This window comes from Variimorphobacter sp. HTMS_6, from assembly GCF_059717775.1.
Window position 1 is genome coordinate 4,119,629 of record NZ_AP046094.1, and the last position, 23,740, is coordinate 4,143,368.

Below are 23,740 nucleotides of genomic sequence, written 5' to 3' on the forward strand. Positions count from 1 at the left end.
CCGTTTTAAAAGCATAGTAGTAACGGCATATATCTGTTTCTGTTAACCATATTATACCTCCTAATATACAGAAGTAAATAATAATTTTACTCTTTTAATGATAGGGCTATTTATCATTAGCATTACCTTATTTAATTTTACAATGCGGTTTATTCACAGTACTACTGATGTATTCCTTTGCATACAATGTAACAACAACGATAATAAGGGGGAATGCGTTCCGCAGGTGTTGGAACGCAGACACTATGAAAGGCTATATAGAGGAACGAGCGGTTGAAATTGCGAATTTTATTATTGATAATAATGCTACTGTGAGACAGACCGCAAAACAGTTCGGCATTTCGAAATCAACCGTACACACAGATGTAACAAACCAGAACAGTTATTGCTAAAAGTATATTAGTTGTGAATTTGGCTATAGGTGCTAAGGGGCGCCTCTGGCCTTTGTTTACTCTCTGGAGAGGAGTTATTATTGGCTACATAGAGATATATTCTTTTATATAATACGCCAGCAACAAGTCAAATTTGATGGAGGAGTTATCAAGCTCTGTACCGAGTAGATCCTTAATTTTACGAATACGGTATACGATGGTGTTGCGATGGGTGTAGAGTCTGGAGGCGGTTTCAATCAGATTGCAGTCGGATAACAAAAAGATGCGGAGCGTGTTTAGGTAATCGGTATCGTGCTCCAGATCATGTTTCTCCAGAATTCCAAGATTCTTAGAATAAATCTTTTCTAATAGATCCGGGTCGGAGTTGCAGAATAATAATTGGAAGATTCCAAGCTCATCAAATACGATGTAGCTTCGATTCCATAGCTCTGCTGTAGCTAACGAAAAGCATGCACGCTTATAGCACTGACCAATCTGAGTGATGGTATGCATGACATCGCTCACTCCCAGTATAATGCTATCGCAGTAGCAGATTATTTCAAGGATCTTTTTAAACGGCAATTGCTCCGGCGTGCATTGATAAATCAGAATCTGCATATTATCGTACTGGAACAGATGATATTTTACGGAATAGCTGTTAAGGGGAGAAGTGATGATGGTTGAATCATGAAGATTACGAATAACCATAACACGATAGTCACTGATGGTTGTAAAGCCGAATTGATTCAGGGTACGCAGGATATTTTCCGGGACAGTGGTTTGGAATAGTGCACTTTGGAATGCGGCACTCAGGTGATCCGAACGCTGGTTATCCATCAATAACAGACGGCAGTAATCCTGCATAATTTCTACGAGATGAATCTCCCAAGGCATGGTGAATAGGGGGATTTTATTTATATCACAAAATTGCACAATCTCTGGAGTGATATCCTCTTCAAATAAATATTTACCCACATTAATAATTACCGCACTGCAGTTTTTCATCGCGAGTTCACGGATAAAATCCAATAATTCAACTCCACCTGATCGAAAAAGGCCGGTAGTAATCACAAGCTCGCCACCCTTTAGGAAGCTGATATTATGAATATCCTCCGCTAAGTAAATCCAGGATACGGAATTGATCAGACCATTCTCTCCGGCATGAAAGGTGAGTCTGTATTTTGTATTAGTTGTATCGTAAAGTGATTTAACCTGGGTCTTCATGAAATTCTCTCCTCCTATAAAATTACTTGGCTATGTAGTTAATCGTGATAGCATCGGACATAAGATGCAATATCGCTTCTCTGTTCTCGGTGTTGTTCTTACTATATCATAGATGAAATTGTATGAAAAGAACAAATGGTATGAATTACTACCTAAGATTCAAAGTTTATAATAAGCTTTCCGAGGGTTTAAAATTAGGCGTTTGTACTTTGCGTACAATTAGAGGGGAGAATCTTCGTAATCAAAGTCCATTGAAATATTCTGAAGTGTTCATTATAATCTACTCATAGCAAACAAATCACATCAACTAATGTGAAACAGATTATTACATAAGAATCTCGCTATTATCAATCATAATTATTAAAGGAGGAGATTTGTATGAGTGATAAATTCGTTGTAACAATTGCACGCCAGTTCGGAAGTCTGGGACGTCCAATTGCACTTAAGGTCAGTGAGATGATCGGAGTGGAATACTATGATCGAGAAATTGTGGATATGGCAGCGAAAAAGCTAGCTCTTCCCGTATCAGCGATTAGCGATAATGAAGAAACCGCAAAATCAGCCTTCTTTAACATGAGCTATCCTTTGGGCATGGGAACTACCTCAATTCAGGATACCATCTTTTCAACACAGAAGAAGATTATTCTTGATTTGGCGGAAAAGGAATCTTGTATCATCGTAGGACGCTGTGCAGATTATATTCTGAATGATCATAAGAACATCATCAAAGTATTTATTTATGCTCCCTATAAGGAACGACTAAAAAACTGTGTTGAAAGTTTAAATATGCAGCCCGACGAAGCAAAGAAGATGATTGCAGATGTTGATAAAGCAAGAGAAGCATATCACAGACATTATTGTGGATTCACAATGTCGGATAAGGATTATAAGCATGTTATGCTGGATTCCAGTCTCCTTGGTGTTGATGGAACCTGTGATGTATTGGCACAAATTATAAAAAAGAGATTTCATGTATAAAAAGAATAAGATATAAAAATTAAGCAACGGAGCCTTCTAAAAATGAATGGCTCCGTTTTTGTATGGAAGGAAGGTGTTTTTATGGCTTTGCTGGAAATTAAAAAACTCTCAAAATCCTTTGGAGATCTCGAAGTTCTTCGTGATGTTAGCATATCTGTAAAAAAAGGAGAAGTAGTGGTCATCATTGGACCCTCCGGTTCCGGAAAAAGTACAATGCTTCGCTGTATTAATTTGCTGGAACAGCCCTCAGGTGGTGAAATCATTTACCAGGATGAGGATATCATGAAGCTTGGTAAAAAGGTAACACAGTATAGACAACATGTAGGTATGGTTTTTCAAAGATTTAATCTGTTTCCGTTAAAGACGGTGCTGGAAAATGTTATGTTCGGTCCAATCAAACTAAACAAAGTACCGAAGAAGGAAGCAGAGGAACAAGCGATAGAACTCTTAAAGAAGGTTGGCCTCGAAAGTAAAATTCATGTATACCCCTCCGCTCTTTCAGGAGGTCAGCAACAGAGAGTTGCTATCGCCAGGGCTTTAGCGATGAACCCGGATATCCTATTATTTGATGAACCAACTTCCGCACTAGATCCGGAGCTGGTAGGCGATGTGCTTGAGGTTATGCAGCAGCTTGCGAAGGAAGGTATGACTATGGTGGTTGTTACTCATGAAATGGGCTTTGCGAAAGATGTAGCTGACAGAGTAATCTTTATGGACGGCGGTTATATCGTTGAGGATGACACACCACACAATATATTTACGAATCCAAAAAATGAAAGAACACGGGCGTTCCTGTCCCGTGTACTGTAGGGGGTGACGAATATGGAACTTCATTTTCAAAAAGCCATAGATACTCTAGGACCCAGCTTGATTAACGGAATTGGCGTTGTATTATATGTCACCATAATCGGCTTTATACTTTCACTCATCGTTGCGTTAGTATTGGCAATCGGAAGACTTTCAAAAAGCAAAATCCTGAAAGGTATTATCACTGTATTTATTGAATTTATCAGAGGAACACCATTACTAGTACAGTTCTTCTATATCTATTATGTAATGCCGATGTTGATCAATGGAATCGGAACCATGATGGGAATCCATATAAATGTTCAACCGGAAGCAACAACCTGCGGTATCATCGGTTTTGCTATCAATTATGGATGTTACATGTCAGAGGTAATACGAGCAGCAATTTTAGCAATTGATTCTGGGCAACGAGAAGCGGGCCTGGCACTCGGCTTTAGTGAGAAAAAGGTTATGTTACACTTCGTAATCCCGCCGGCGTTAAGAAACTCCGTTCCGGTATTCGGCAATTATCTGGTAATGATGATTAAAGATACATCACTTCTAGCTATGATTTCAGTTCAGGAATTATTGCTTAGAACCAAAACCTTTGCTTCCCAGACTTTCCTTACCGTGGAAGCATATACAATACTAGCTCTCGTTTATTTGGTAATCAGCCTTCCGCTATCGCATTTATCAAAAATCGTAGAACGAAAGCTAAATCAAGGGAAATAACACATTGGGAACAATGTTTATGAAATGAAGCCATAAAGCAAATACAAAAAGAAAGAAGGATTAATTATGAAGAATGTAAAAACAATGAGAAAAACGGTGTCACTCTTATTAACACTCTTATTGATGTTCGCTTTATTGACAGGTTGCGGCACGAAGGACAAAGAGACAAAAGCGGATGGAACCACTCCTACAACTGCTGCAGCTTCTTCCGGTGAATCTGCTTTACTAAAGAAGATTAAAGAAAAAGGATACATTGAGATCGGATCTTCTAATGATGCACCGTTCTGTTATCAGGACGTTGATTCCAAAGAATTAAAAGGTATTGATATTGAGATTTTACGTGAGATCTGCAAGAGACTTGGAATTCCGGATATTAAGTTAAAGGTTATTGACTTCTCCAATCTTTTAGTGGAACTGAACAACAAGAGCATTGATATGGTTGTGGATGGTATGTATGTTAAGGATGAAAGACTTCAGATCGCTGCTTTCTCTGATAAATGGTATCAGGAAGGGGAAGCTGTCGTAATTCCTGAGGGCTCCGCAATTGCTAGCAAGGATGATTTAAAGGGTAAAAATATCGGAGCACAGCCAGGCACTACCTTCTATGATACAGCGAAAAAATGGCTTGATGACGGTAAAATCGGTAAATTAACAGCTTATGATAATCAGGCTACCTTAATGACAGCTGTAAATATGGGTAAAGTTGATGCGGTTGTAACGGATGGTATTGTTGCGGGCTACACATTATCAAGTGACAGTTCTTTAAAATTAAAGCTCTTAGCACCATATGAAGCAGAAGCAAGCGGTCAGATTGGTAGTGCAGTACGTTTTGAAGATGAAGACTTTATCAAAGAACTCAACAAAGAGTTAAATGCAATGAAAGATGACGGAACCTTAAAACATATCTTAACAAACTACGGATTAACCGATGATTACTACGTAAGTACACAAGATGGTGCAACGAAGAACGTTAAATAATCAGTGGAATCAAAATAATAAATGCTGAGTAAGAAAAAGGAGAGAGGACTATGTTAAAGAATGCTTTACCAAAAATCATCACACCTTTGCCAGGCACTAAAGCTAAGGCGGTTATAGATCGAAGAAAGGAAGCAATGCCTGGATCGATTAAAAGTGTATATCCCTGTGTGATAAGTCGAGGAGAAGGGGCTATGTTTGAAGACGTAGATGGCAATATATTTCTCGACTGGGTAGGAGGAGTTGGTGTTCTTAACATTGGATATAGTCATCCGGAACTTATCGAAGCGGTAAAAGCTCAATCGGAAAAGTATTTTCATGCGATGATGAATATTGTAACTCACGAAGGATATATTCAGCTAGCAGAAAAATTAAATGAAATTGTACCGGTAAAGGGCACAAAGAAAAAGACAATGTTTGCAAATTCAGGTGCGGAAGCAGATGAAAATGCAGTAAAAATTGCTAAGTCATATACGAAGAGACCGAATATTATCGTATTTTCCGGTGCATTCCATGGAAGAACCTTGTTAGCAGCATCCATGACCTCGAAAAAGGCATATGCAAACGGAATTGGTCCATTTCCGGATGGAATCTACCGTGCCGAATTCCCCTATCTGTATCGTGGACCAAAGGGATATAGTGAGGAAGAGGCGATGGATTATTACATCGAGAAACTTCATAAGGTATTTGAAGAGGCTTCACCGGCTGAATATGTGGCTGCGATTGTTGTTGAACCGGTGCAGGGTGAAGGTGGTTTTATACCAGCTCCGATTGAATGGGTTAAGGCAGTAAGAAAAATTTGTGATGAATATGGAATTCTACTTGTTGCAGATGAAGTGCAAACAGGCTTTGCCCGTTCCGGTAAGATGTTTGTGTCAAACTATTGGGATGAAGCTGGATGCGCACCTGACATTATCGCTATGGCAAAATCAATTGCCGGCGGCGTTCCGCTCAGTGCTGTCACAGCCAGAGAAGAAATCTTTGATAATATCAAACCGGGCATCATCGGCGGCACCTATGGTGGCAACCCCTTAGCTTGTGCCTCTGCCTTAAAAGTAATTGAAATCATGGAACGCGACAATTTATGTGGTCGTTCGCTGGAGATTGCAGAAAAATGCAGTGAAAAATTTAACGAGTGGAAAGAGAAATATGACATAATCGGTGACGTTCGCGGAATTGGCTGCATGATGGGTATTGAATTTGTAACAGATAAGGCGAGCAAAACCCCAAATGCGAAAGTGGTTTCTGATATCGTTACACATGCGTATGAAAAAGGACTTATCGTTGAAAGTGCAGGTGTATACTCTAATGTTATCCGTTTCCTAAGTCCATTAGTAATTACTGATGAGCAATTAGAATGTGGATTAGAGATACTAGAAGAAGCGATTGTAGCCAGCATGTAGAAGTTCTGCCCGCATCCTGTCTCAGGAATAAATGAAAAGCAAAGACACAATATTAATACGCTACCTCAATAAAAAGGGAGCTGTTGCAAGGCTAACGTAATGCTAGCTTTGCAACAGCTCTAACTTGTTTAACCTATATTATTAAATTTTTACACCATGTTTTGTATACCGATGTCATATTTCCCAACAAGGAAAAAACTTCTTTCCGAATCTCAAAAGTATCGTGAAGATATTTGCTTTTACTTATTTTAACTTCTATACGTTTACTATACTTCCCTACTAGGCTATAAGGACTATGATCTAGAAATGCTCTAATCCTTATTCGATAGGACATGCCTTGGGTCAATCCGGGAACTATGATACTATTTGTTTTGGAATCTATTGATATATACTGTTGATTATCTTCTCGTGTGAGCTCCACACGGTAAAAGGTTACACCTTTTATCGTCTTCCAGTTGATTGCCAGCTCGCCTGGTTTCGTGCTTTTCGCGCTTGTAATGATTGTTTGGCCAGGTTTAACAGTTGCGGCTTTTTGTGTTTTCAATACAACTAATTTATTAGCGGTTTTACTTGATACTGCTTTATAGAAATGATAGTCTTTAGTGTCAGTAAAAGTCTTTACGATGGTACCTTTATTATTTATGAAATAATGCTTTGCATATTTATAATCGAAATGAACATTTGTAAAATGAACCCCTGCGTTGTTCGGAAGTAGATCAAAATTCGCACTGATGGGAGCGGGAGAATCTTCGCTATCATAACTAAGGTATATCGCCTTTTGATCCAATACAGCGGAAGTGATTTTATTCAAGTTTTTGTCTGTGAATGTCACATTTACTTTACCTGATTTTTTCTTTCCAACTATCATATATCCATCTTTGGCCTCAAACAAAGTACCGGCAACTTTCATTTCATTCATTTTGTTATTGTAGTACTTACCATCTATTTTAACATAATTACCAACAAAGGTAATCGAACCGCATTGTTTTACCACATTTCCCTTTAGGTCAAATACAACACCCGCTGGATCAGGTGTCTTTATTCCGGAATCAATAGTTTGACATTTCAGTAATATGATGTAGTCGCCAAAAGTTTTAAATTTTAGAAAGTCATAATCTTTTTTGAAAGAGAACTTTACAGCAGTTGGTGTAACGTTGGTAGCGTTATATATAGTTCCTTCTGTTACATCTTCATCACTATAACAAGCAACATACTTGCTGGTGTTTTCAAATTTATCAATTTCATCTGCCTTAGTAATTAGCTTTCCGTTCAAGTCAAATAAGTAGTTCTTTTGTCCAACGCTGACGGACTCATCATCAACAATAAGATCTTGTCGTAAAAAGACAATATAACAATTTGAGACAGGGTCGATGTCTATGATATTTTCTACTTTACCCTTAGGATACTTATCCCTGTCTGATTGCGGAATTAAATCTTCTTTCGCTACTTGATCCTTTATGCCCTGCACAAGGGTTTTCTGTAACATATAATACTGATTAGCCGCGGTTCTTTCTTTCTCGGGAATGCTGCTAACGCGTTTGCCGTTATAGTCATACATTGCAATAAAATTAAGGGTTCTCTGATTAAGGACAGCAAAATACTTACCATACTCTACTATCTTTTCGCCGTTCTTAAAAGTACATAATACCTTTCCGGATCTTGAGATAAAATAATTTTTCTTCGCTGCATCAACGGCGCGAAAACCATTGGTCTTAAAGAAAATCTCAGTATATTTTGTGGCAGGAATTAAAGTCTTACCGGTCTTGTCTATCACACCGAATAATCTCTTTCCTTTTGACTCCTTCACAACAATTGCATCTACATTATTCTTTTTTTTCTTTATCTCATTAATTTCAGTAAAACTTGTTTTCTTAATTAGTTTCCTTGTATAGGTGTCCATCACGGCAACTGTTCCATCCTTATAACCGTAGGTCACTCCCCCCGTATCAAAGCTCAATGGGTATTCCTTGTCCAGTGCTGTTTTTTTCTGCTTCTCGATCTCCCAGCTACTTGTTTTTGCAATTGCTTTTACTGGTACTATCGTTATCATTGAGAAAACCATAATAACCGAAAGTATACAGACAATAATCTTACTGTTTTTCATTATATTACCTTCTTTCCCTCATAGAATTATTCTATCGCTTTTTTACGGGTTATTTATTTGAATTATATTCCGATTTATACCATTTGTAAATATTCGCATTGGAAAGTTAATCCACTCCTCCGTTGGATTTATGATGTAACTATGATGCAAGAACCTTTTAGCATAGGAAGCGTATTCTAGATACATGCTCTAATAATTAAAATAAGCAATAAAAGAGAATGAGAGGTGCTAATATGTCGTTTCAGAAGACAATCAAGGGGTGTGCCCTAATTTGTTTGATCATCCTTTTCACCACAGCTTGCCAGCCGACTCCAAAGCAATCTGCAGTGGATGAAAAAGGGAATTTAAGCTCAGTAATCAGTAAAAGTACAGTAAAAGAAAATAATGGTGATCAAACGCAGGCAGATACGGAAACGAAACAGAAGGTGAAATTCGATATTACAGCGGCAAAAGGAAAGTTTAAGGTAAAAGTTGATGCTACGGTAGTGAAACCAAAATTAACGAATATTCCTGTTGTCACAGTCCTAAGAGACGATTTTAACAATGATGATGTTGAAAAGTTATGTAAGATATTCTTTGGGGAGAATGATGTATATTTAAATCGCTCGGATGAGGAATTATCAAAGGAAGAATTACAAAGAAAGATTGATGAGCTGAAAAGCTATGAATCAGAGGAGGGCTCTAAAGATTACGGAAATAAAGATTCCGTGCTCATTGCGAAACCGAATTCAAGGTACATTAAGACCTTAGAGAGTTTATTGAAAACAGCACCGGATAAGGTAGATGTAAGTCCGGTTACTGATTTTAAACTCAGGAAAGATAAAGGATTAGAAAAGGAGAATAGTAAAACCTTCACTGCGAAAGGCAAAACAACGTCAGGGAAGGATGGCAATGTACTAATCAATACGTCAAATTCTACAAGTACCTGTCATTTTGAAATGTCAGAAGAGAATGCCGAAGGATATTATGTGGCGGAAACGAATTATATTTCGGAGCATGGGAAACCATCGGGAGATTTTGAAAACACTTGTAAGTACAGTAAGGAAGACGCGGAAGGATTCGGTAGCGATATTCTTGAAAAAATAGGAGTTTCCAAGGAATATGGATTATCTTTCATTGAAAATGCCGCATGGGTTCAGTCAGGAACAGGTGGAAATAATGTAAAAAACTATTCAGGATATGTACTGCATTATACCAGAAAGTACGATGGTATCACTGAGAATTATGATGTTTATGATGGCAGTGACTCTATAGAAGAGGTAAACAGTCTACCTTATGGATATGAAAAAATAACGTTTCTGATCAGTGATAGCGGAGTTGTTCAATTTGACTGGAGTTCGCCAATGAGGGTAGATAAAGTACGAGCTGCGAATGTAAAAACCTTGGATTTGAAGACAATTGAGAATTCCTTTAAAAAGCAGATACCAATTGCTTATGCTTCTACCGAAAAAGATACATCTATAAATGTTACGGAGCTTCGTTTTGGATATATGAGGGTGAAGAATGTGAATGAGCCGAGTAAATTTACTTTAGTTCCCGTATGGGATTTTATCAGTGACCTATATGGGAGGACCAGTTTGATGACTGTCAATGCACTGGACGGTACTATTTTAGATAGGAGATATGGTTATTAGATGAAAAGATTTGCTTACTTACTAAAAAATGATTTAAAGAGAGGATTCATCTCCAAAAGATTTCTGGTAGCATTCCTTATAATGATATTCACTGTTTTCCTGGCAGCCTGGCAGTCACTTTTTCTATCAAGAGAGCAACGAATACAGGGACTCCCTCCCGGATATTTTCTTGACTTTATAAATAGGGCGCTTAAATCGGAGGGAATCGTTTTTGTGTTGCCGATGCTAACTACGATACCCTACGCGGGACATTTTATGGAAGAGTTTCGAACTTCATTTTGTAATTTTATATTAATACGGAGTAAGAAAAGTCAATATATTATTTCAAAGGTCATTGCAAATGCTTTATGCGGTTGGTTATGTGTCTGTTTGGGAGTATTTGTTGCGATTATTCTAGGAGGCATATTCTATTGGCCAAGAGAGCAAAAGGGCAATATCGTTAATTGGAATGTATTTATTAACGAAACAGTTTTATTGACTTTAAAGATATCCATCATGGGTATGTTGTGGGCAAGCCTGGGTACATTTCTTGGATTAATCAATAAAAGTATATACATGGTTTATGGCGGACCTTTTCTTGTAAATTATATGCTTATCATTCTGTCAACCAGGTATTTTACGAATGCATATCTGATTAACCCTAGGGAATGGGTACAACAGCTACACATATGGCAAGATGGCTATGCTTTGATGGGAGTGTTTCTGTTCGTGCTAAGCTTAATATTTATAGTACTGGAAGGAGTGACGATGCATTGGAAATTAAAACGAAGGTAAAAATCATAGGCAAAGTATGCGCGTACCATTTTTACCGTTGGAGATACAATAAGAGAATAATAATGTCATTCCTTCTGGCATTCATTCTTTGTTTTCTTCTAACAGAGAAGGTAAATGATTTTACATTAAGTCAGGGAACCACTCTTCAAGCATTCGAACCTTTTATATGGGTGTTTGGAGATGGAATATCTATTCTTTTGATTGCGCTGATTGGGATTTTGTTATTTGCAGACATGCCATTTTTAAATGGTGCCGTGCCTTATTATTTAATCCGGATTAATGTTGTGAGTTGGGTATTAGGACAATTGCTTTATCTTGTACTTGCAACGCTGATTTATACAGGTTTTATCCTGGTGGCAACCATATTCCTTTGTGGGGGGAATGCATTCCTAGGTAATCTATGGAGCCCCACGGCAGCAATACTCGGGTACAGCAACTACGCAGAGCAACTCAATATTCCAGCATCACTAAAGACCTTTCAGATGTCCTTGCCCTATTCTTGTTTAATTACAATATTTTTATTAGTGCTGCTTTATATTCTGCTATCCGTACTGCTAATGTTTTATGTTTCAATTAAAAAAGGGCAGATCATGGGGGTTGCTGCATGCTTTGCCTTCCACCTCTTTGGTCTTTTGTTAAACCCGGAGTGGATATCAGTCACCTTGAATATATCGGAACATGCAAAGTATATTGCAAATATTATCTGTGGATGGTTATCCCCGCTTCGTCAGGCAACTTATCAGAAGCACAATTTTGGCTATGATTTGCTTCCTACTCTTGGCCAGACATATGTAATCTATGGCGTAGTTATAGTAATTTTGATTGTGTTTACAGTCAGAGCCATGAAGCGCTATCATTTCAACTTTCTAGGGACACAGGAGGAATAAAATATGATTGAAATAAATAATGTAAGCATATGGTTTGGGGAGGAACAGGCCTTAAAATCTGTAAATCTCGAATTGGAATCCGGTAAGATACATGGGATTATCGGCAATAACGGATCGGGTAAAACGGTATTATTCAAATGCATATGTGGATTTTTAAAACCAAAGGAGGGTTATATCGTAGTGGATGGAAATCGGGTTGGAAAAGATAGTGATTTTCCTTCGGGGCTTGGCATTATTATTGAAACCCCCGGATTTCTTCCTCATGAAACAGGGCTACGTAACCTTCAGATACTTGCTTCTCTGAAAGGGGTTCTTGGGAAAAACCAAATTAAAGAGGTGCTAAAGAAGGTTGGTTTAGACCCGGGTATGAAGAAGCATGTATGCAAATATTCGCTTGGGATGAGACAACGTCTTGGAATTGCTCAAGCAATTATGGAAAACCCGGATACATTAATTCTAGATGAGCCATTTAATGGTCTGGATAAAAAAGGTGTTGCGGAAATACGTGAAATCATATTGGAATTAAAGAAAGAAAATAAAACAATACTGATAGCAAGTCATAACGCAGAAGATATTCAAATTCTATGTGATAATGTCTATGAAATGGATGGGGGATTACTTAGTCAAGTAAGATGATGCAACTATGATGCATTTGTAATATATTATATGACCGGGTGATAAAAATGATAAAAATATTGATTGTGGAAGACGAAAAACCGATTTCCACTTTAATAGAAATGAATCTTATGGATGCAGGCTATGAATGCCACTGTGTTTATGATGGAATGGAAGCGGTGCAGGAGATAGATAATAACCTCTATGATTTGATTTTGCTGGATATTATGCTTCCAAAGCTAGATGGTTATGAATTAATGGAATATGTGGAGCCAATGGGAATACCGGTGATTTTTCTTACAGCTAAAGCAACTGTGAAGGATAAGGTGAAAGGCTTGCGGCTGGGAGCGGATGATTATCTTGTCAAACCATTTGAAATCATTGAGCTTCTGGCGCGGGTAGAATCTGTATTAAAACGATATAATAAAAGCCAAAAGATAATTAATCTTGGAGAGTTGGAGATTAATACGCTTTCTCGAACGGTGAAGAGAGGTAGCGAAATGATTCCTCTAACCAGAAAAGAATATGAAATTCTTCTACTGTTTATTAAGAATAAGAATATTGCACTTTTTCGAGAAACAATATACGAGAGAATATGGGAAAGTGATTATATGGGAGATAGCAGAACGGTGGATCTGCATGTTCAGCGTTTGAGGAAAAAGATCGGCTGGGATGATAAGATTGTAGCAGTATACAAGATTGGATACAGACTGGAGATATAAAATGAAATTTTCATGGAGACTGTTCTTTTATACAATTGTAACGATATGTGTAACCTTCAGCATTGGAGGTTACATTTTAGTTAATTCATTGTTCAAATCCTCCTTGGATCGGGAGCTCAATCTTGCGAAAGAAGAAAATAAGCTATTACGACTATCGATAGAAATGACAGCCTCTAATGCAGATTTAACCGGTGATACACAAAGTAATAAGATTACCAGTATCGCTCAATCCGTTGAAAGCAGTGGGCAGATGGGTAAGTTGAAAGTAAGAATTGTAAAAAACAGTGAGGTTCTTTACGAAAGCACTGGATTGGTAATCCAAACGGGACTAATCAAACAAGTATCCGAAAAGCAACAGGGGTATATGGTGATTAAGCATAAAGGGAAGTATTATATTCAGATTGTTAGTTTGTTAAAAGTTGTGAATCAAACGTTATACCTCGAAAGTTATCATGACATTACTTCAATATTCAAAGAAAGAAGCGAACAAAACAATGTATATCGAAAATTAATAGTTAGCCTTATTATTGTAAATGGGATTTTAAGCTATATGATATCGATATGGCTTACTTATCCGGTAAAGAAACTTTCAAAGGTTACCCGGAATATTGCTGATGGTGATTTGTCCATTCGTGTAGATATCAACAGTAACGATGAGATAGGAACGCTTGCTGAAGATTTTAATTCTATGGCAGATAATTTGGAATCAAAGATAGATGCATTAAAAGATTCAGTCAGAAGACAAGAAGATTTTATTGGTAGCTTCGCACATGAGATTAAAACTCCACTGACCTCCATCATCGGTTATGCAGATATGTTACGATCAAAAGAAATGCCTCCTGATCGAAGATTTTTGGCTGCTAACTTTATTTGTGAAGAAGGAAAACGGCTTGAAGCGATATCCCTAAAATTATTGGATCTGATAGTGCTTCACAAACAAGATTTTATGTTTGAAAAAGTGGGAGCGGTGGCCTTATTAAATGAAATAAAGACTTTTATTGACCCCGTCCTTGAGAAGGAGAACATTATATTTGAAATCTCTGCGGAAGAGGGGGATCTATTCATTGATCCGGATTTAATTAAGACTCTATGCTTTAACTTGATCGATAATGCGAGAAAAGCGATGGAAGGGGAAGGAAAAATTAATATTATAGGGGAAAAAGGTCAGAATGATTACAAAATATATATCAGAGATAACGGAAAAGGAATCCCGGAAGGTGAGCTTAACAAGATTACGGAAGCATTTTACCGGGTTGACAAATCAAGGGCAAGAACTCAGGGGGGAGCCGGACTTGGCCTTGCAATATGTGCGGAAATAGTTAAACTACATGGCGGACATATGGAGTTTAACAGTATTCAGGGAAAAGGGACTACAGTCTGTGTTACGCTAAAGGATGGAGAAGATTGATGGTTAAATTAAAATTCATTGCGATGGTCATGATTGTTCTTATCATGGTAGCCCTAAGTATAGGACTTCCCTCAGGTATATTTGCGTTTCAAGATAAAAATATAATAAATAAGGTTAATTTAATACCCCAAGAAGTCACACAAGTTAATAATCAACAAAGATTATCTATTATGAAAAAAATTGAGTTATACGGGAAATCAAGTTTTAATTCGCTAGCCATTGATGAGGGAAAATACTTAAATAAGCAATCTGTTAAGAAAGCAGCAATTCAAGAGATCAAAATACTGGAAGGGTCGGGTGTATTTCCGGATATTGGAAATGAGATAAATGTCCAGGACTGTATTGCGAAATTATATGTTAGTACGGAACACCCGTCCCAATCGTTTATTATATGGACTATGATCTTTTATAATCTAAAAGGAACCGGGACGGTATCGCTAGATGATGAGACCGGCAAGATACTGATGTTTTCGATTAATAAAGTTAATGGAACGCCTTTATATGAACTTTCACTCAAATCCGCCAAAGCCTGGGGGGATTATCTGGGATTTACAGTAAAAGAAAACTATGTTAAGCCGATGAATAAAAATTTAAGCTCTAAAAAGTTTTATAAACAATATTATCAGGTGGTTATTTATCAGGATAAGACCGATACGTTAATGTACGGCATTATGAAATATAGTAGCGGCTATAACTACGGTGCGCCTCCTGAAAGTGATAACCTATATTATGATAAGAATATGCAAAATTGATACAATTTCGATGTGATCCGGATGCAGTCATTTTTTATACTCCTTATATAACAAAGCCGTAAATGAGGAGATACAAAAGTCATGTTAAAAACTTATGACTCGAAAAATGCTATGTTGAAGGAACTGCGGAGAAAAAAGAAAAAACGGTGTGTATTAATCGCTCGCCTTTGTATTGCGATAATATTTATCCTGGTAATGGCTGGCTGTATTGTAAGTTTTACGAGATTAGTACCTATCGGTGGAGAAGTGAAAGAAGGATCACAATATAATAATAACCAGGATCAATCAGATAATAGTGAAGAAAAACATGAAACAATCAATACGATTGGAAAACAATATATCAAAGAGCAATGGGCATTAATATTAATAAATAAAAAGAATCCGATACCGACAGGCTATAAACCGGATTTACAGGGTGTTGGAGACGGTTATAAATTTGATAAAAGAGCAGCACAGAACTTAATTGATATGATGAATGCAGCGAAAGCAGAAGGGCTTTCCCCATTTATTTGCTCCTCCTATCGATCAGAGCAAAAACAGGTGAGGCTGTTCAATAATGAAGTTGCATCATTTAAGAAAAAAGGCTATTCCGAAGAAAATGCACGTATTCAAGCTCGAACAGTGGTTGCTTATCCAGGAACAAGCGAGCACGAGTATGGCTTGGCGGTAGATATTGTATCCCGCAATTATCAAATATTAGATGAAAAACAAGCACAAACTCCAGAAGCGATATGGTTAAAAGAAAACTGCAGTAAATACGGTTTTATCCTTCGCTATCCTCCCGATAAGAAAGATATCACAGGTGTTATATTTGAACCATGGCATTTTCGTTACGTTGGGAAAGTGGTTGCAGAAGAAATTATGAGTAAAGGAATTTGCCTTGAAGAATATTTGAAATAATAATTAATTATAGATAATTATATGAGAAATATAAATTCATTATATGTTTATGCCTTTAAGTAATTTAAAACCCTAGAAGATCTTTATTGATATTTGAGTTAAAAAATAGTATTTACATGTCGCAAAATAATGGTGAATACCTGTAATAATCATCCTTACTACCTTCATATATTAGACCATGAAGTTGAAGGGGTGGTACTATGGACAAGCCAACGAGTAAGTTTATATTTGTAGATCAGAATGAGAATCCGATGCAGTGGGAAATCCTATCTAAGATTATTGCTTCTGCTTTGGTAGATCAATTTAAGCCGCATAATATATACGGGAATAATAACAACCCTACAGGGGATGCTGCAAAATAAATAATTTGTAGGAATAATGTTATATTGGCATCATGACTGTTTAGAAAACAATTTTCATAATTTTGTATTTTCAAAGGCGTACTTTTATGTACGACTGAAAAATACAAAATATGAATGCTGTTCTTCCAACCTGTGTGTGAGGCAATTAATATTATTTCTTAATAGAATTATTTATTTTGCAATATCCTCTTTTTTGCTCGAAGGAAATATGATTAGCATCAAAAATGTCTGGTAAGAGAGGGTTAGTAGATGATTAGGGCGACAGCGTATTGCAGGGTATCAACGGACAAGGAGGATCAACTGAATTCACTTGCTGCACAGGAGGAATATTTTAAAGGGTATTGTGGAAAACAGGAGCTGGAACTGGTAAAGATCTATTCGGATGAAGGAATCAGTGGGACGAAAAAAGCAAATCGAAAAGCATTTTTACAGATGCTACAGGATGCGCAGGAGAAGAAATTTGATTATCTTCTGGTGAAGGATATCAGCCGTTTGGCCAGAAATATCGTTGATAGCATCGAGACAATTCGTTTCCTTAAAAAGCATATCATGAAGGTAATCTTCGTGAATCAACCTAACTTGACGGATGACGAATTTGTTCTAGGAATTATGGGTCTGATTGCACAACAGGAGAGCGAGAACCTTAGCAAGCGTGTAAAATTCGGCAAGAAGATGAATATGGAGAAAGGTAAAGTTCCGAATCTGGTTTATGGTTATGATAAAGTGGTGGGAGATTACTTTAACCTTGTAATCAATTCATATGAAGCGGATATTGTAAAAAGAATCTTTCATTATTATACGAGGGAGGGGTATGGCTGTTCTTCGATAGCAAATATACTCAATGAAGAAGGAATAACGACAAAACAGGGTGCCTTATGGCAGCAAACCTCAGTTGCAAGAATATTAAAGAATGAGCTTTATATTGGCAGGGTGATTAACGGCAGAGAAGAAATGATTGAAATCTATTCCTATGAACGTAAGGCGTTGCCGTCCGACCGGTGGTATATTACCGATAAACCGGATCTTGCAATTATAAGCGAAGAGACCTTTACCGAAGCACAGAAGTTATTAAAGAGTAGACATAATGCTTTTTTAAATAATAAGGAGCGCAATAGTAATAAATATATATTCAGCACATTAATCAAATGCGGGGAATGTAAAAGCACCTTCAGACGGCTCCAAGTTAGGAATAAAAACGGTATAGCCAGCTGGGGATGCAATAATCGTAACTATCACGGAGCTCAGTCATGCTCCAACGCAAATAATGTGAAAGAAACAGAGCTGCTAGAGGCAATCAGACATTATCTTTGTGAGATTTACCGCAACCAAACTCAAATGATAAGGTGGACTACAGAAGAATTTAGGAAAGTCTACGCGAAAAGTAGCTTGACTCAGAGGACAAAAAAGAGCAGGGAGAAGGCACTGTCTGATCTTAAAATGCGATATGAGCGCCAGATATCAATGTGTGAAAAAGGTTTGATAAGTTTTCGGGAGTTTGAGCAAAGGTCAGCTGGGTTAAAGGATCTGATCCATCAATTAGAAGAGGAGATTAAATCCACCGCGGAATTGCAGGATAAGGAGAGGGAGTATCAGGAAACAATAAATCAACTTTTTAATAACATCGATACCATGATATCGAATGATTTGTTCACAAATCAAATGCTTAAGAAAATTATAGATTACATAGAAGTCGGTAAGGATGGTAGTATTAAAATTTATATTAGAAACCTATTAAAACGGGAAGAAGGGACATATATCTCCTGTTCCGGAATGTAACATCCGTACACAAGGACGTTACAGAACGTCTCACACAAATTAACCCCTCCCTCGCTGAAAAAGCAAGGGTAGTCTTGGACCTTAATAAGTCAGAACGACATATCAGAGGCGGTCTGGCAACGAAAGAGAAATATCTTCATAAAACAAGATATAATCAAGCATATTAATTGGTAATTTATATGTTGGTAAAGAGATTGTCTCATGATATTGGGAGAGTCTCTTTTACTTTGTATTGTGGAAGATTAATATGAATTAATATGTGGAATATTGGGTTGCGATTGTATAGGTTTTTACAATTATTACATTGTAAATAATTAGGTATGATAGTATAATTTTTACTAAATAGAGAAATAAGATTTCAATCCATGTGGTAGGGACAATGATTGAGAAAGGAAAGATAATATGGATCACAAGAAAAAGCAAACCGTACTTCTGGCATCAACAGCAGTAATCGGTTTCTCCTCGATTTTCTCCGCCTTTCCTGCTGAAGGAAAAGTGGAAAATCAAGCTGAGGTAAAACATAATATTCCGGTGAATGTATTTGCTTCACAGCAAGGACTCCTTGAAACTAATTTGAATAAAATATCCGGGACATCGCTGGAAGCTTCTTCTCCGAAGTATCATCTTGGCAGTAATATAATTAAGAATGGTTCTTTTGAATCTAATCCGGTTGACAGCAATGGTTGGCAAATTAGTAACAATACTTCAACAAAACCTAGTAAGAAGAGTTTTATTTGGGATGCACAGGTACATAAGGAATTAAAGAAAGGTCATTCGGCGAAAATTATTGGCAATAAATCAAACTATCTATATTATCATTCTACAGTCTCTATTCAAGCAGGTGCGAAATATACTTTTTCTTTCTATTATAAAACCAGTTCCACAAGTACAACACCACATGCAATTCTATTCCAGTGCAGTGGAGCGCCTTGTGGAACGGATCTTGTCGGTGCGTTTAAGGAGATTGGATTGAAAGGGACTACGAGTTGGAAACAGGTCACTTATACATTTACAGCAGTTAAAAATACAAAATATCTATGGATTGCTCTTTGCAGTCCGAATCAGACGGGTAATATCTGGTATGATTATGTGAAACTACAAAAATATGTCCCCGATGTTACACCGAAACCAACTCCAAAGCCGGTTAAGCCGACTCCAAAGCCTACCAAAAAGCCAACCCCAAAGCCTACATTAAAGCCGACTCCAAAGCCAACGGTGAAGCCAACCCCTACAATTAAAGTTTGCTCAGGCTGTTCCTCAGTCTGTAGTGCAGGATGCTCAGTTGGATGTAGTTCTTCCTGTACCGGGTCATGTTCTTATTCCTGTCTTTTCTCATGCAATACAACATGTGATGTTTCTTGTTTAGGGTATTGTAATACCTCCTGTCTTGGAGGATGTGATTTTGGATGCAGTGGTGGCTGTGATGGTACTTCAACCTGTATGTTTGGTCACTGTTACTATAGTTATTAATACCATTCATAAAAGCAATTCGTTTTTGGAGGCTGCATAAGGATGAAGAAAGAATCACCCAAAGTTAATATATTTACATTTCAGGTTACAAATCAATGCCAGTTGAGATGCAAATATTGCTACACAGATGATAAAGCAAAGCTTCCATCATTTATTCCATGGGAGATTGCATGTCGAGCGGTAGATTATTTTTTAATGGACAGGGCTCGCTTTGATGGAGATAAGGTCAGTCTGGATTTTATTGGTGGGGAACCATTGCTTTATATTGATTTAATTGACGATATTGTCGAATATTTTAAAAAGAAATGCAGCCAATTAAAACATCGCTGGGAGGATTGTTTTGCAATTTCCATAACAACAAATGGAATACTTTATGGAAGTGTGAAGGTTCAGGAGTTTATAGCAAAATATCATGATCACTTGAATATTAATATAACACTGGATGGGGACAGAAAAAAACACGATGCGCACCGGGTTTATGCGGACGGAACGGGTTCCTATGACGATGTTATTGTTAATATTCCAATGTGGACGAAACAATTTCCGAACGCTGCTACTAAGGTCACCCTGACCCGGAAGGATTTGCCCGATGTGTTCGATAGCATAGTCAACCTATGGAATCTAGGTATCCGTAACATAAATATAGGCTTTGCGGTTGAGGATGATTGGCAATCTTCAGACGCCGTTGTGATAGAGAAGCAACTCTATCAACTGGCGGATTATATAAAGCATGAACATATCAATGATGGTAGAAGATTACCATTTTTCCCTTCCCCGATTAATGAAAAAATGATTCATACACATGGTGGTAACGGTGTGTGTAAAGCAGGGGAGATTATCACAGTGGGAATGGATGGTAATCTATATCCGTGTGCTCGATTCGCCCCTGGAACACAGGGTTCGTTACCAAACCGTAGGATTGGCGATTGCGACAATGGTATTAATGAAGACTTATTAAGACCTTATCATTCCTATGATAGAAGGTTATATAGCCCTGAAAAGTGTCTGGTTTGTGATATTGAAAATAGCTGCTCCTGGTGCCACGCCGCTAATTATGGTAAGGCACATACTCCGACAATCTGTCAGCCTTTACTTGGGCTATGTGAGATTCACAGGGCAATTGCCAGGGTGAATCATTACTTTTGGAGAGATTGGATACAGGAGGATGAACTACATGAATAAAGAGATTGCCATGGCTCAGCCAACCAAGATGTGGGAAAATGGTCAAACGCAAAATATAACCTTCATTGTTACAGAAGATTGCCAGCTCAGATGTAAATATTGTTACATTATCGGAAAAAACAATAAAAAGAAAATGGATTTTGACACAGCAAAAAAGTCAATCGATTATATCCTACATAATCGGGAATGGTTTTCTGAAAGTAGTGTCCTGTGGGATTTTATCGGAGGAGAACCTTTGCTTGAAATTGAGCTGATCGATCGAATCGTTGATTATATAAAGATAAGTATGTATCACTTAAACCATCCCTGGTTTGAAGCATACCGGATCAATGTATCGACAAATGGACTAATGTATAACGACCCTAGGGTACAAAAATTTATTAAAAAAAATCAAAACCATCTAAATATCGGTATCTCCATAGACGGAACGAAGAAAAAGCATGATATGCAAAGAGTGTTCTCAAACGGGAGAGGCTCCTATGATGATATTGTAAAAGTGGTTCCGTTATGGATGGAACAGTTTCCGCAAGCTTCAACAAAAGTTACGGTCGCTCATGATGATATTCCATATATATGTGAAAGTGTTTTACATTTGTGGGATATAGGGATTAAAGATGTAAATATCAATGTTGTATTTGAAGATGTGTGGTTCGAGAATGATGATCAGCTGTTGGAGGAACAGTTAAAAAAGCTTGCAGATATTATCATTGAAAGATCATTATTTTATGAGAATAAGTGCAGTTTCTTTAATACGAGTATTGGTAAACCGCTAGATCGTGAAGTGGATAGTTCTGCGTGGTGTGGAGCCGGACGCATGCTGGCAATCGGTACAAATGGGGATTTTTATCCTTGTGTCAGATTTGCTCCGTTTTCCCTATCCAATAGAGAAGCGATAGTAATTGGCGATTGTGAAAAGGGTATTAACAAGGACCGATGCAGACCCTTTCATTCGAATTCCAGATTTACGTATCAACCAAACGAGTGCATCGAGTGTGAAGTGGCAAGTGGCTGTGCGGATTGTCAGGGCGTGAACTACGATTGTGCACAGACTTCTACGATATTTCAAAAGGCTACCTATATTTGCAATATGCATAAAGCAAGAGTACGGGCTAATGAATACTTTCATAATAAATTACAAGCCCATCTGGAATCAGTTTAATAGGAGTTAACGATATGGAAAATACATGGTTTATAAACGAAGATAAGAAAGAGTTGACGCATTTGGTTATCCTGCTGGATTCATCGGCGCCGTCGGTATGTTTTTATGAAACTGAAAAAAATCGGGTTAAGCCTAAGATGATCTCCTATAATGTTCTTAAGGATGTAGTAAAGTATGCTAGAGAACAGGATTTGTTTTTAAATATGATATATGGAAAAAATAAAATCCCAACGGAGATTGAAGAGCTGATTGAAACTACTCATCATGCAAAAATTATTCCGTTTTCTTTGTTAAGTGAATATCCGGAGAGTATTCCTGTTCTTCAATACACATCAAAAGGAATTGATGATACTTTGTTTCCCAAGGAAGGAATACAAAATATCATTGTTCGTGTGTCCAGAAGTAATTTGCAGCACTTTTCACAAGAGGTGCATAAACTTGTGGGAAGGGTAAAAAGAGTTAATTTAATTTTAACTAAAATCAATCAATACGCGGATAAGGATGTACAAAGTTATAAAAGAGCCGTGGATAAAATATCTGATTCGATTTTACTAGCCTGTTCTACAGGATCGGTTATAGAGTTTAATAGCATCACAGATCGAATTGTATTGGATAATATGAGAAATTGTGATGGCGGAGTAACGAATCTGACGGTATCCCCGGAGGGCGATTGGTATGTCTGTCCCGGATTTTATTACTCCAATTCGGTGTCTTTTGGTAATCTTAATGACAAAGTGGTAATTAAAAACAATCACCTCTATAATAAAAATTATGCGCCGATTTGCAAACAATGTGACTGCTATCATTGTAAAAGATGTGTGTATCTAAATCATGTCATGACTATGGAAGTAAATACACCTTCACATATTCAGTGTGTGATCTCACATAAAGAGAGGGAAACATCAAGAAACCTGCTACAGGGTATGCAGGATATGGGCATGCTGTTAGGCGTGAATTCCATCCCTTATCTTGATTACGAGGATCCGATTGAGGTGGTTACCGGTAAAAAACGTAAGATATCGTTAAACGATTATGTGTTGGAGGCTAGTCAAATTATTCAGGAAGACTTCGAAGAAAACAATCAGGAAGAATATGAGGAGAGTATAACCTTTAACGGTGAAGAAGAACGGTTTCAATCAATCGCTGTTGAGAAAATGGATACGTCAAAGGAAGAGGTTGCACAGGCGAAGGAGGGTAATTTTGTTACTTCGGCTATACCTAATAATCCGAATATGAGATGGGTTGGGAAAGTATCGGAAGCAGAAAAAGACGAAATAAAGTCACTGTTTGAAAGAAGAATCTCACTAGAGGAGCTATTTCATTCGTTATTAAAACTGGATGAACAAGAGCTTAGAGAGAGTGCGTTATATGACAGGATTACCTCTGATATTGATAAAGTAAAATTTGATTATAATCATTGGTGGGAAGAAAAAGCACATCAATACCAATGGGAGAAAGGAAATAAGGGTCAATTCTCTATTAATTTTGATAGCTGTGAGGTTTTTGGAATTAATGCAGTATGATAC

At 37.4% G+C, this 23,740-nt stretch carries 21 protein-coding genes and 2 pseudogenes; 21 read left to right on the forward strand and 2 right to left on the reverse strand.

Going from position 1 to position 23,740, the window contains the following annotated elements:
* Positions 1–245: 245 nt before the first annotated feature.
* A pseudogene (locus AC6IWN_RS18595) lies at positions 246–377 on the forward strand (sporulation transcriptional regulator SpoIIID); the annotation flags it as partial.
* A 99-nt stretch (positions 378–476) separates the two neighbouring features.
* On the opposite strand, the gene AC6IWN_RS18600 reads toward AC6IWN_RS18595, so the two are convergent.
* Positions 477–1,595: a PucR family transcriptional regulator gene (locus tag AC6IWN_RS18600; RefSeq protein WP_497989578.1), complete on the reverse strand. Its 1,119-nt coding sequence runs from the start codon at positions 1,593–1,595 to the stop codon at positions 477–479.
* Between the two features lie 378 nt (positions 1,596–1,973).
* Here AC6IWN_RS18600 and AC6IWN_RS18605 point away from each other — a divergent pair, with 378 nt between their 5' ends.
* The 5 genes from AC6IWN_RS18605 (at position 1,974) to AC6IWN_RS18625 (ending at position 6,469) form a co-directional block, all read left to right on the forward strand.
* The gene (locus AC6IWN_RS18605; RefSeq protein ID WP_497989580.1) at positions 1,974–2,573 is read left to right on the forward strand and encodes a cytidylate kinase-like family protein; all 600 of its coding nucleotides are present in this window, start codon (positions 1,974–1,976) and stop codon (positions 2,571–2,573) included.
* Positions 2,574–2,654: 81 nt separating this feature from the next.
* Positions 2,655–3,383, forward strand: a complete 729-nt coding sequence (locus AC6IWN_RS18610) for an amino acid ABC transporter ATP-binding protein (RefSeq protein ID WP_497989582.1) — start codon at positions 2,655–2,657, stop codon at positions 3,381–3,383.
* A 12-nt stretch (positions 3,384–3,395) separates the two neighbouring features.
* Positions 3,396–4,091 (forward strand): amino acid ABC transporter permease, encoded by a 696-nt coding sequence (locus tag AC6IWN_RS18615; RefSeq protein WP_497989583.1) that lies wholly within the window; start codon positions 3,396–3,398, stop codon positions 4,089–4,091.
* Positions 4,092–4,157: 66 nt separating this feature from the next.
* Entirely contained in the window at positions 4,158–5,069 is a 912-nt protein-coding gene (locus tag AC6IWN_RS18620; RefSeq protein WP_497989585.1) for a substrate-binding periplasmic protein, read from the forward strand.
* 50 nt (positions 5,070–5,119) lie between these two features.
* Entirely contained in the window at positions 5,120–6,469 is a 1,350-nt protein-coding gene (locus AC6IWN_RS18625; protein WP_497989587.1) for an aspartate aminotransferase family protein, read from the forward strand.
* 133 nt (positions 6,470–6,602) lie between these two features.
* On the opposite strand, the gene AC6IWN_RS18630 is transcribed toward AC6IWN_RS18625, so the two are convergent.
* The gene (locus AC6IWN_RS18630) at positions 6,603–8,573 is read right to left on the reverse strand and encodes a fibronectin type III domain-containing protein (RefSeq protein WP_497989589.1); all 1,971 of its coding nucleotides are present in this window, start codon (positions 8,571–8,573) and stop codon (positions 6,603–6,605) included.
* 233 nt (positions 8,574–8,806) lie between these two features.
* Here AC6IWN_RS18630 and AC6IWN_RS18635 point away from each other — a divergent pair, with 233 nt between their 5' ends.
* From AC6IWN_RS18635 to AC6IWN_RS18705, 15 genes and pseudogenes are all read left to right on the forward strand, one after another.
* Positions 8,807–10,207: a DUF6034 family protein gene (locus tag AC6IWN_RS18635; protein ID WP_497989591.1), complete on the forward strand. Its 1,401-nt coding sequence runs from the start codon at positions 8,807–8,809 to the stop codon at positions 10,205–10,207.
* The gene (locus AC6IWN_RS18640; protein ID WP_497989592.1) at positions 10,208–10,981 is read left to right on the forward strand and encodes a hypothetical protein; all 774 of its coding nucleotides are present in this window, start codon (positions 10,208–10,210) and stop codon (positions 10,979–10,981) included.
* Positions 10,960–11,868, forward strand: a complete 909-nt coding sequence (locus AC6IWN_RS18645) for a hypothetical protein (RefSeq protein ID WP_497989593.1) — start codon at positions 10,960–10,962, stop codon at positions 11,866–11,868. Before AC6IWN_RS18640 ends, AC6IWN_RS18645 begins: the two co-directional genes overlap by 22 nt.
* Before the next feature lie 3 nt (positions 11,869–11,871).
* A complete protein-coding gene (locus AC6IWN_RS18650; protein ID WP_497989595.1) occupies positions 11,872–12,504 on the forward strand; it encodes an ABC transporter ATP-binding protein in 633 nt (210 codons plus the stop codon).
* A 47-nt stretch (positions 12,505–12,551) separates the two neighbouring features.
* Positions 12,552–13,205 (forward strand): response regulator transcription factor, encoded by a 654-nt coding sequence (locus AC6IWN_RS18655; protein WP_497989597.1) that lies wholly within the window; start codon positions 12,552–12,554, stop codon positions 13,203–13,205.
* 1 nt (position 13,206) lies between these two features.
* Entirely contained in the window at positions 13,207–14,613 is a 1,407-nt protein-coding gene (locus tag AC6IWN_RS18660; RefSeq protein WP_497989599.1) for a sensor histidine kinase, read from the forward strand.
* Positions 14,613–15,365, forward strand: a complete 753-nt coding sequence (locus tag AC6IWN_RS18665; RefSeq protein ID WP_497989601.1) for a hypothetical protein — start codon at positions 14,613–14,615, stop codon at positions 15,363–15,365. Before AC6IWN_RS18660 ends, AC6IWN_RS18665 begins: the two co-directional genes overlap by 1 nt.
* Before the next feature lie 81 nt (positions 15,366–15,446).
* Positions 15,447–16,265, forward strand: coding sequence for a M15 family metallopeptidase (locus AC6IWN_RS18670; protein WP_497989603.1), 819 nt, complete (start codon positions 15,447–15,449; stop codon positions 16,263–16,265).
* A gap of 200 nt (positions 16,266–16,465) precedes the next feature.
* Complete coding sequence (locus tag AC6IWN_RS18675) at positions 16,466–16,627, forward strand: hypothetical protein (RefSeq protein WP_497989605.1); 162 nt, start codon at positions 16,466–16,468, stop codon at positions 16,625–16,627.
* 249 nt (positions 16,628–16,876) lie between these two features.
* Positions 16,877–18,403 carry a recombinase family protein gene (locus AC6IWN_RS18680; protein WP_497989607.1) on the forward strand — a complete coding sequence of 509 codons (1,527 nt, stop codon included), beginning with the start codon at positions 16,877–16,879 and terminating at the stop codon, positions 18,401–18,403.
* Positions 18,403–18,570, forward strand: a pseudogene (locus tag AC6IWN_RS18685) (sporulation transcriptional regulator SpoIIID); the annotation flags it as partial. The gene AC6IWN_RS18680 and the pseudogene AC6IWN_RS18685, both read left to right, overlap by 1 nt.
* Positions 18,571–18,805: 235 nt before the next feature.
* The gene (locus AC6IWN_RS18690; protein ID WP_497989609.1) at positions 18,806–19,873 is read left to right on the forward strand and encodes a carbohydrate binding domain-containing protein; all 1,068 of its coding nucleotides are present in this window, start codon (positions 18,806–18,808) and stop codon (positions 19,871–19,873) included.
* A gap of 42 nt (positions 19,874–19,915) precedes the next feature.
* On the forward strand, positions 19,916–21,055 hold the full coding sequence (locus AC6IWN_RS18695; RefSeq protein ID WP_497989611.1) for a radical SAM peptide maturase, CXXX-repeat target family: 1,140 nt from the start codon (positions 19,916–19,918) through the stop codon (positions 21,053–21,055).
* The gene (locus AC6IWN_RS18700) at positions 21,048–22,214 is read left to right on the forward strand and encodes a radical SAM peptide maturase, CXXX-repeat target family (protein ID WP_497989612.1); all 1,167 of its coding nucleotides are present in this window, start codon (positions 21,048–21,050) and stop codon (positions 22,212–22,214) included. Before AC6IWN_RS18695 ends, AC6IWN_RS18700 begins: the two co-directional genes overlap by 8 nt.
* A gap of 14 nt (positions 22,215–22,228) precedes the next feature.
* Positions 22,229–23,737: a CXXX repeat peptide maturase gene (locus AC6IWN_RS18705; protein WP_497989613.1), complete on the forward strand. Its 1,509-nt coding sequence runs from the start codon at positions 22,229–22,231 to the stop codon at positions 23,735–23,737.
* Positions 23,738–23,740: the final 3 nt, after the last annotated feature.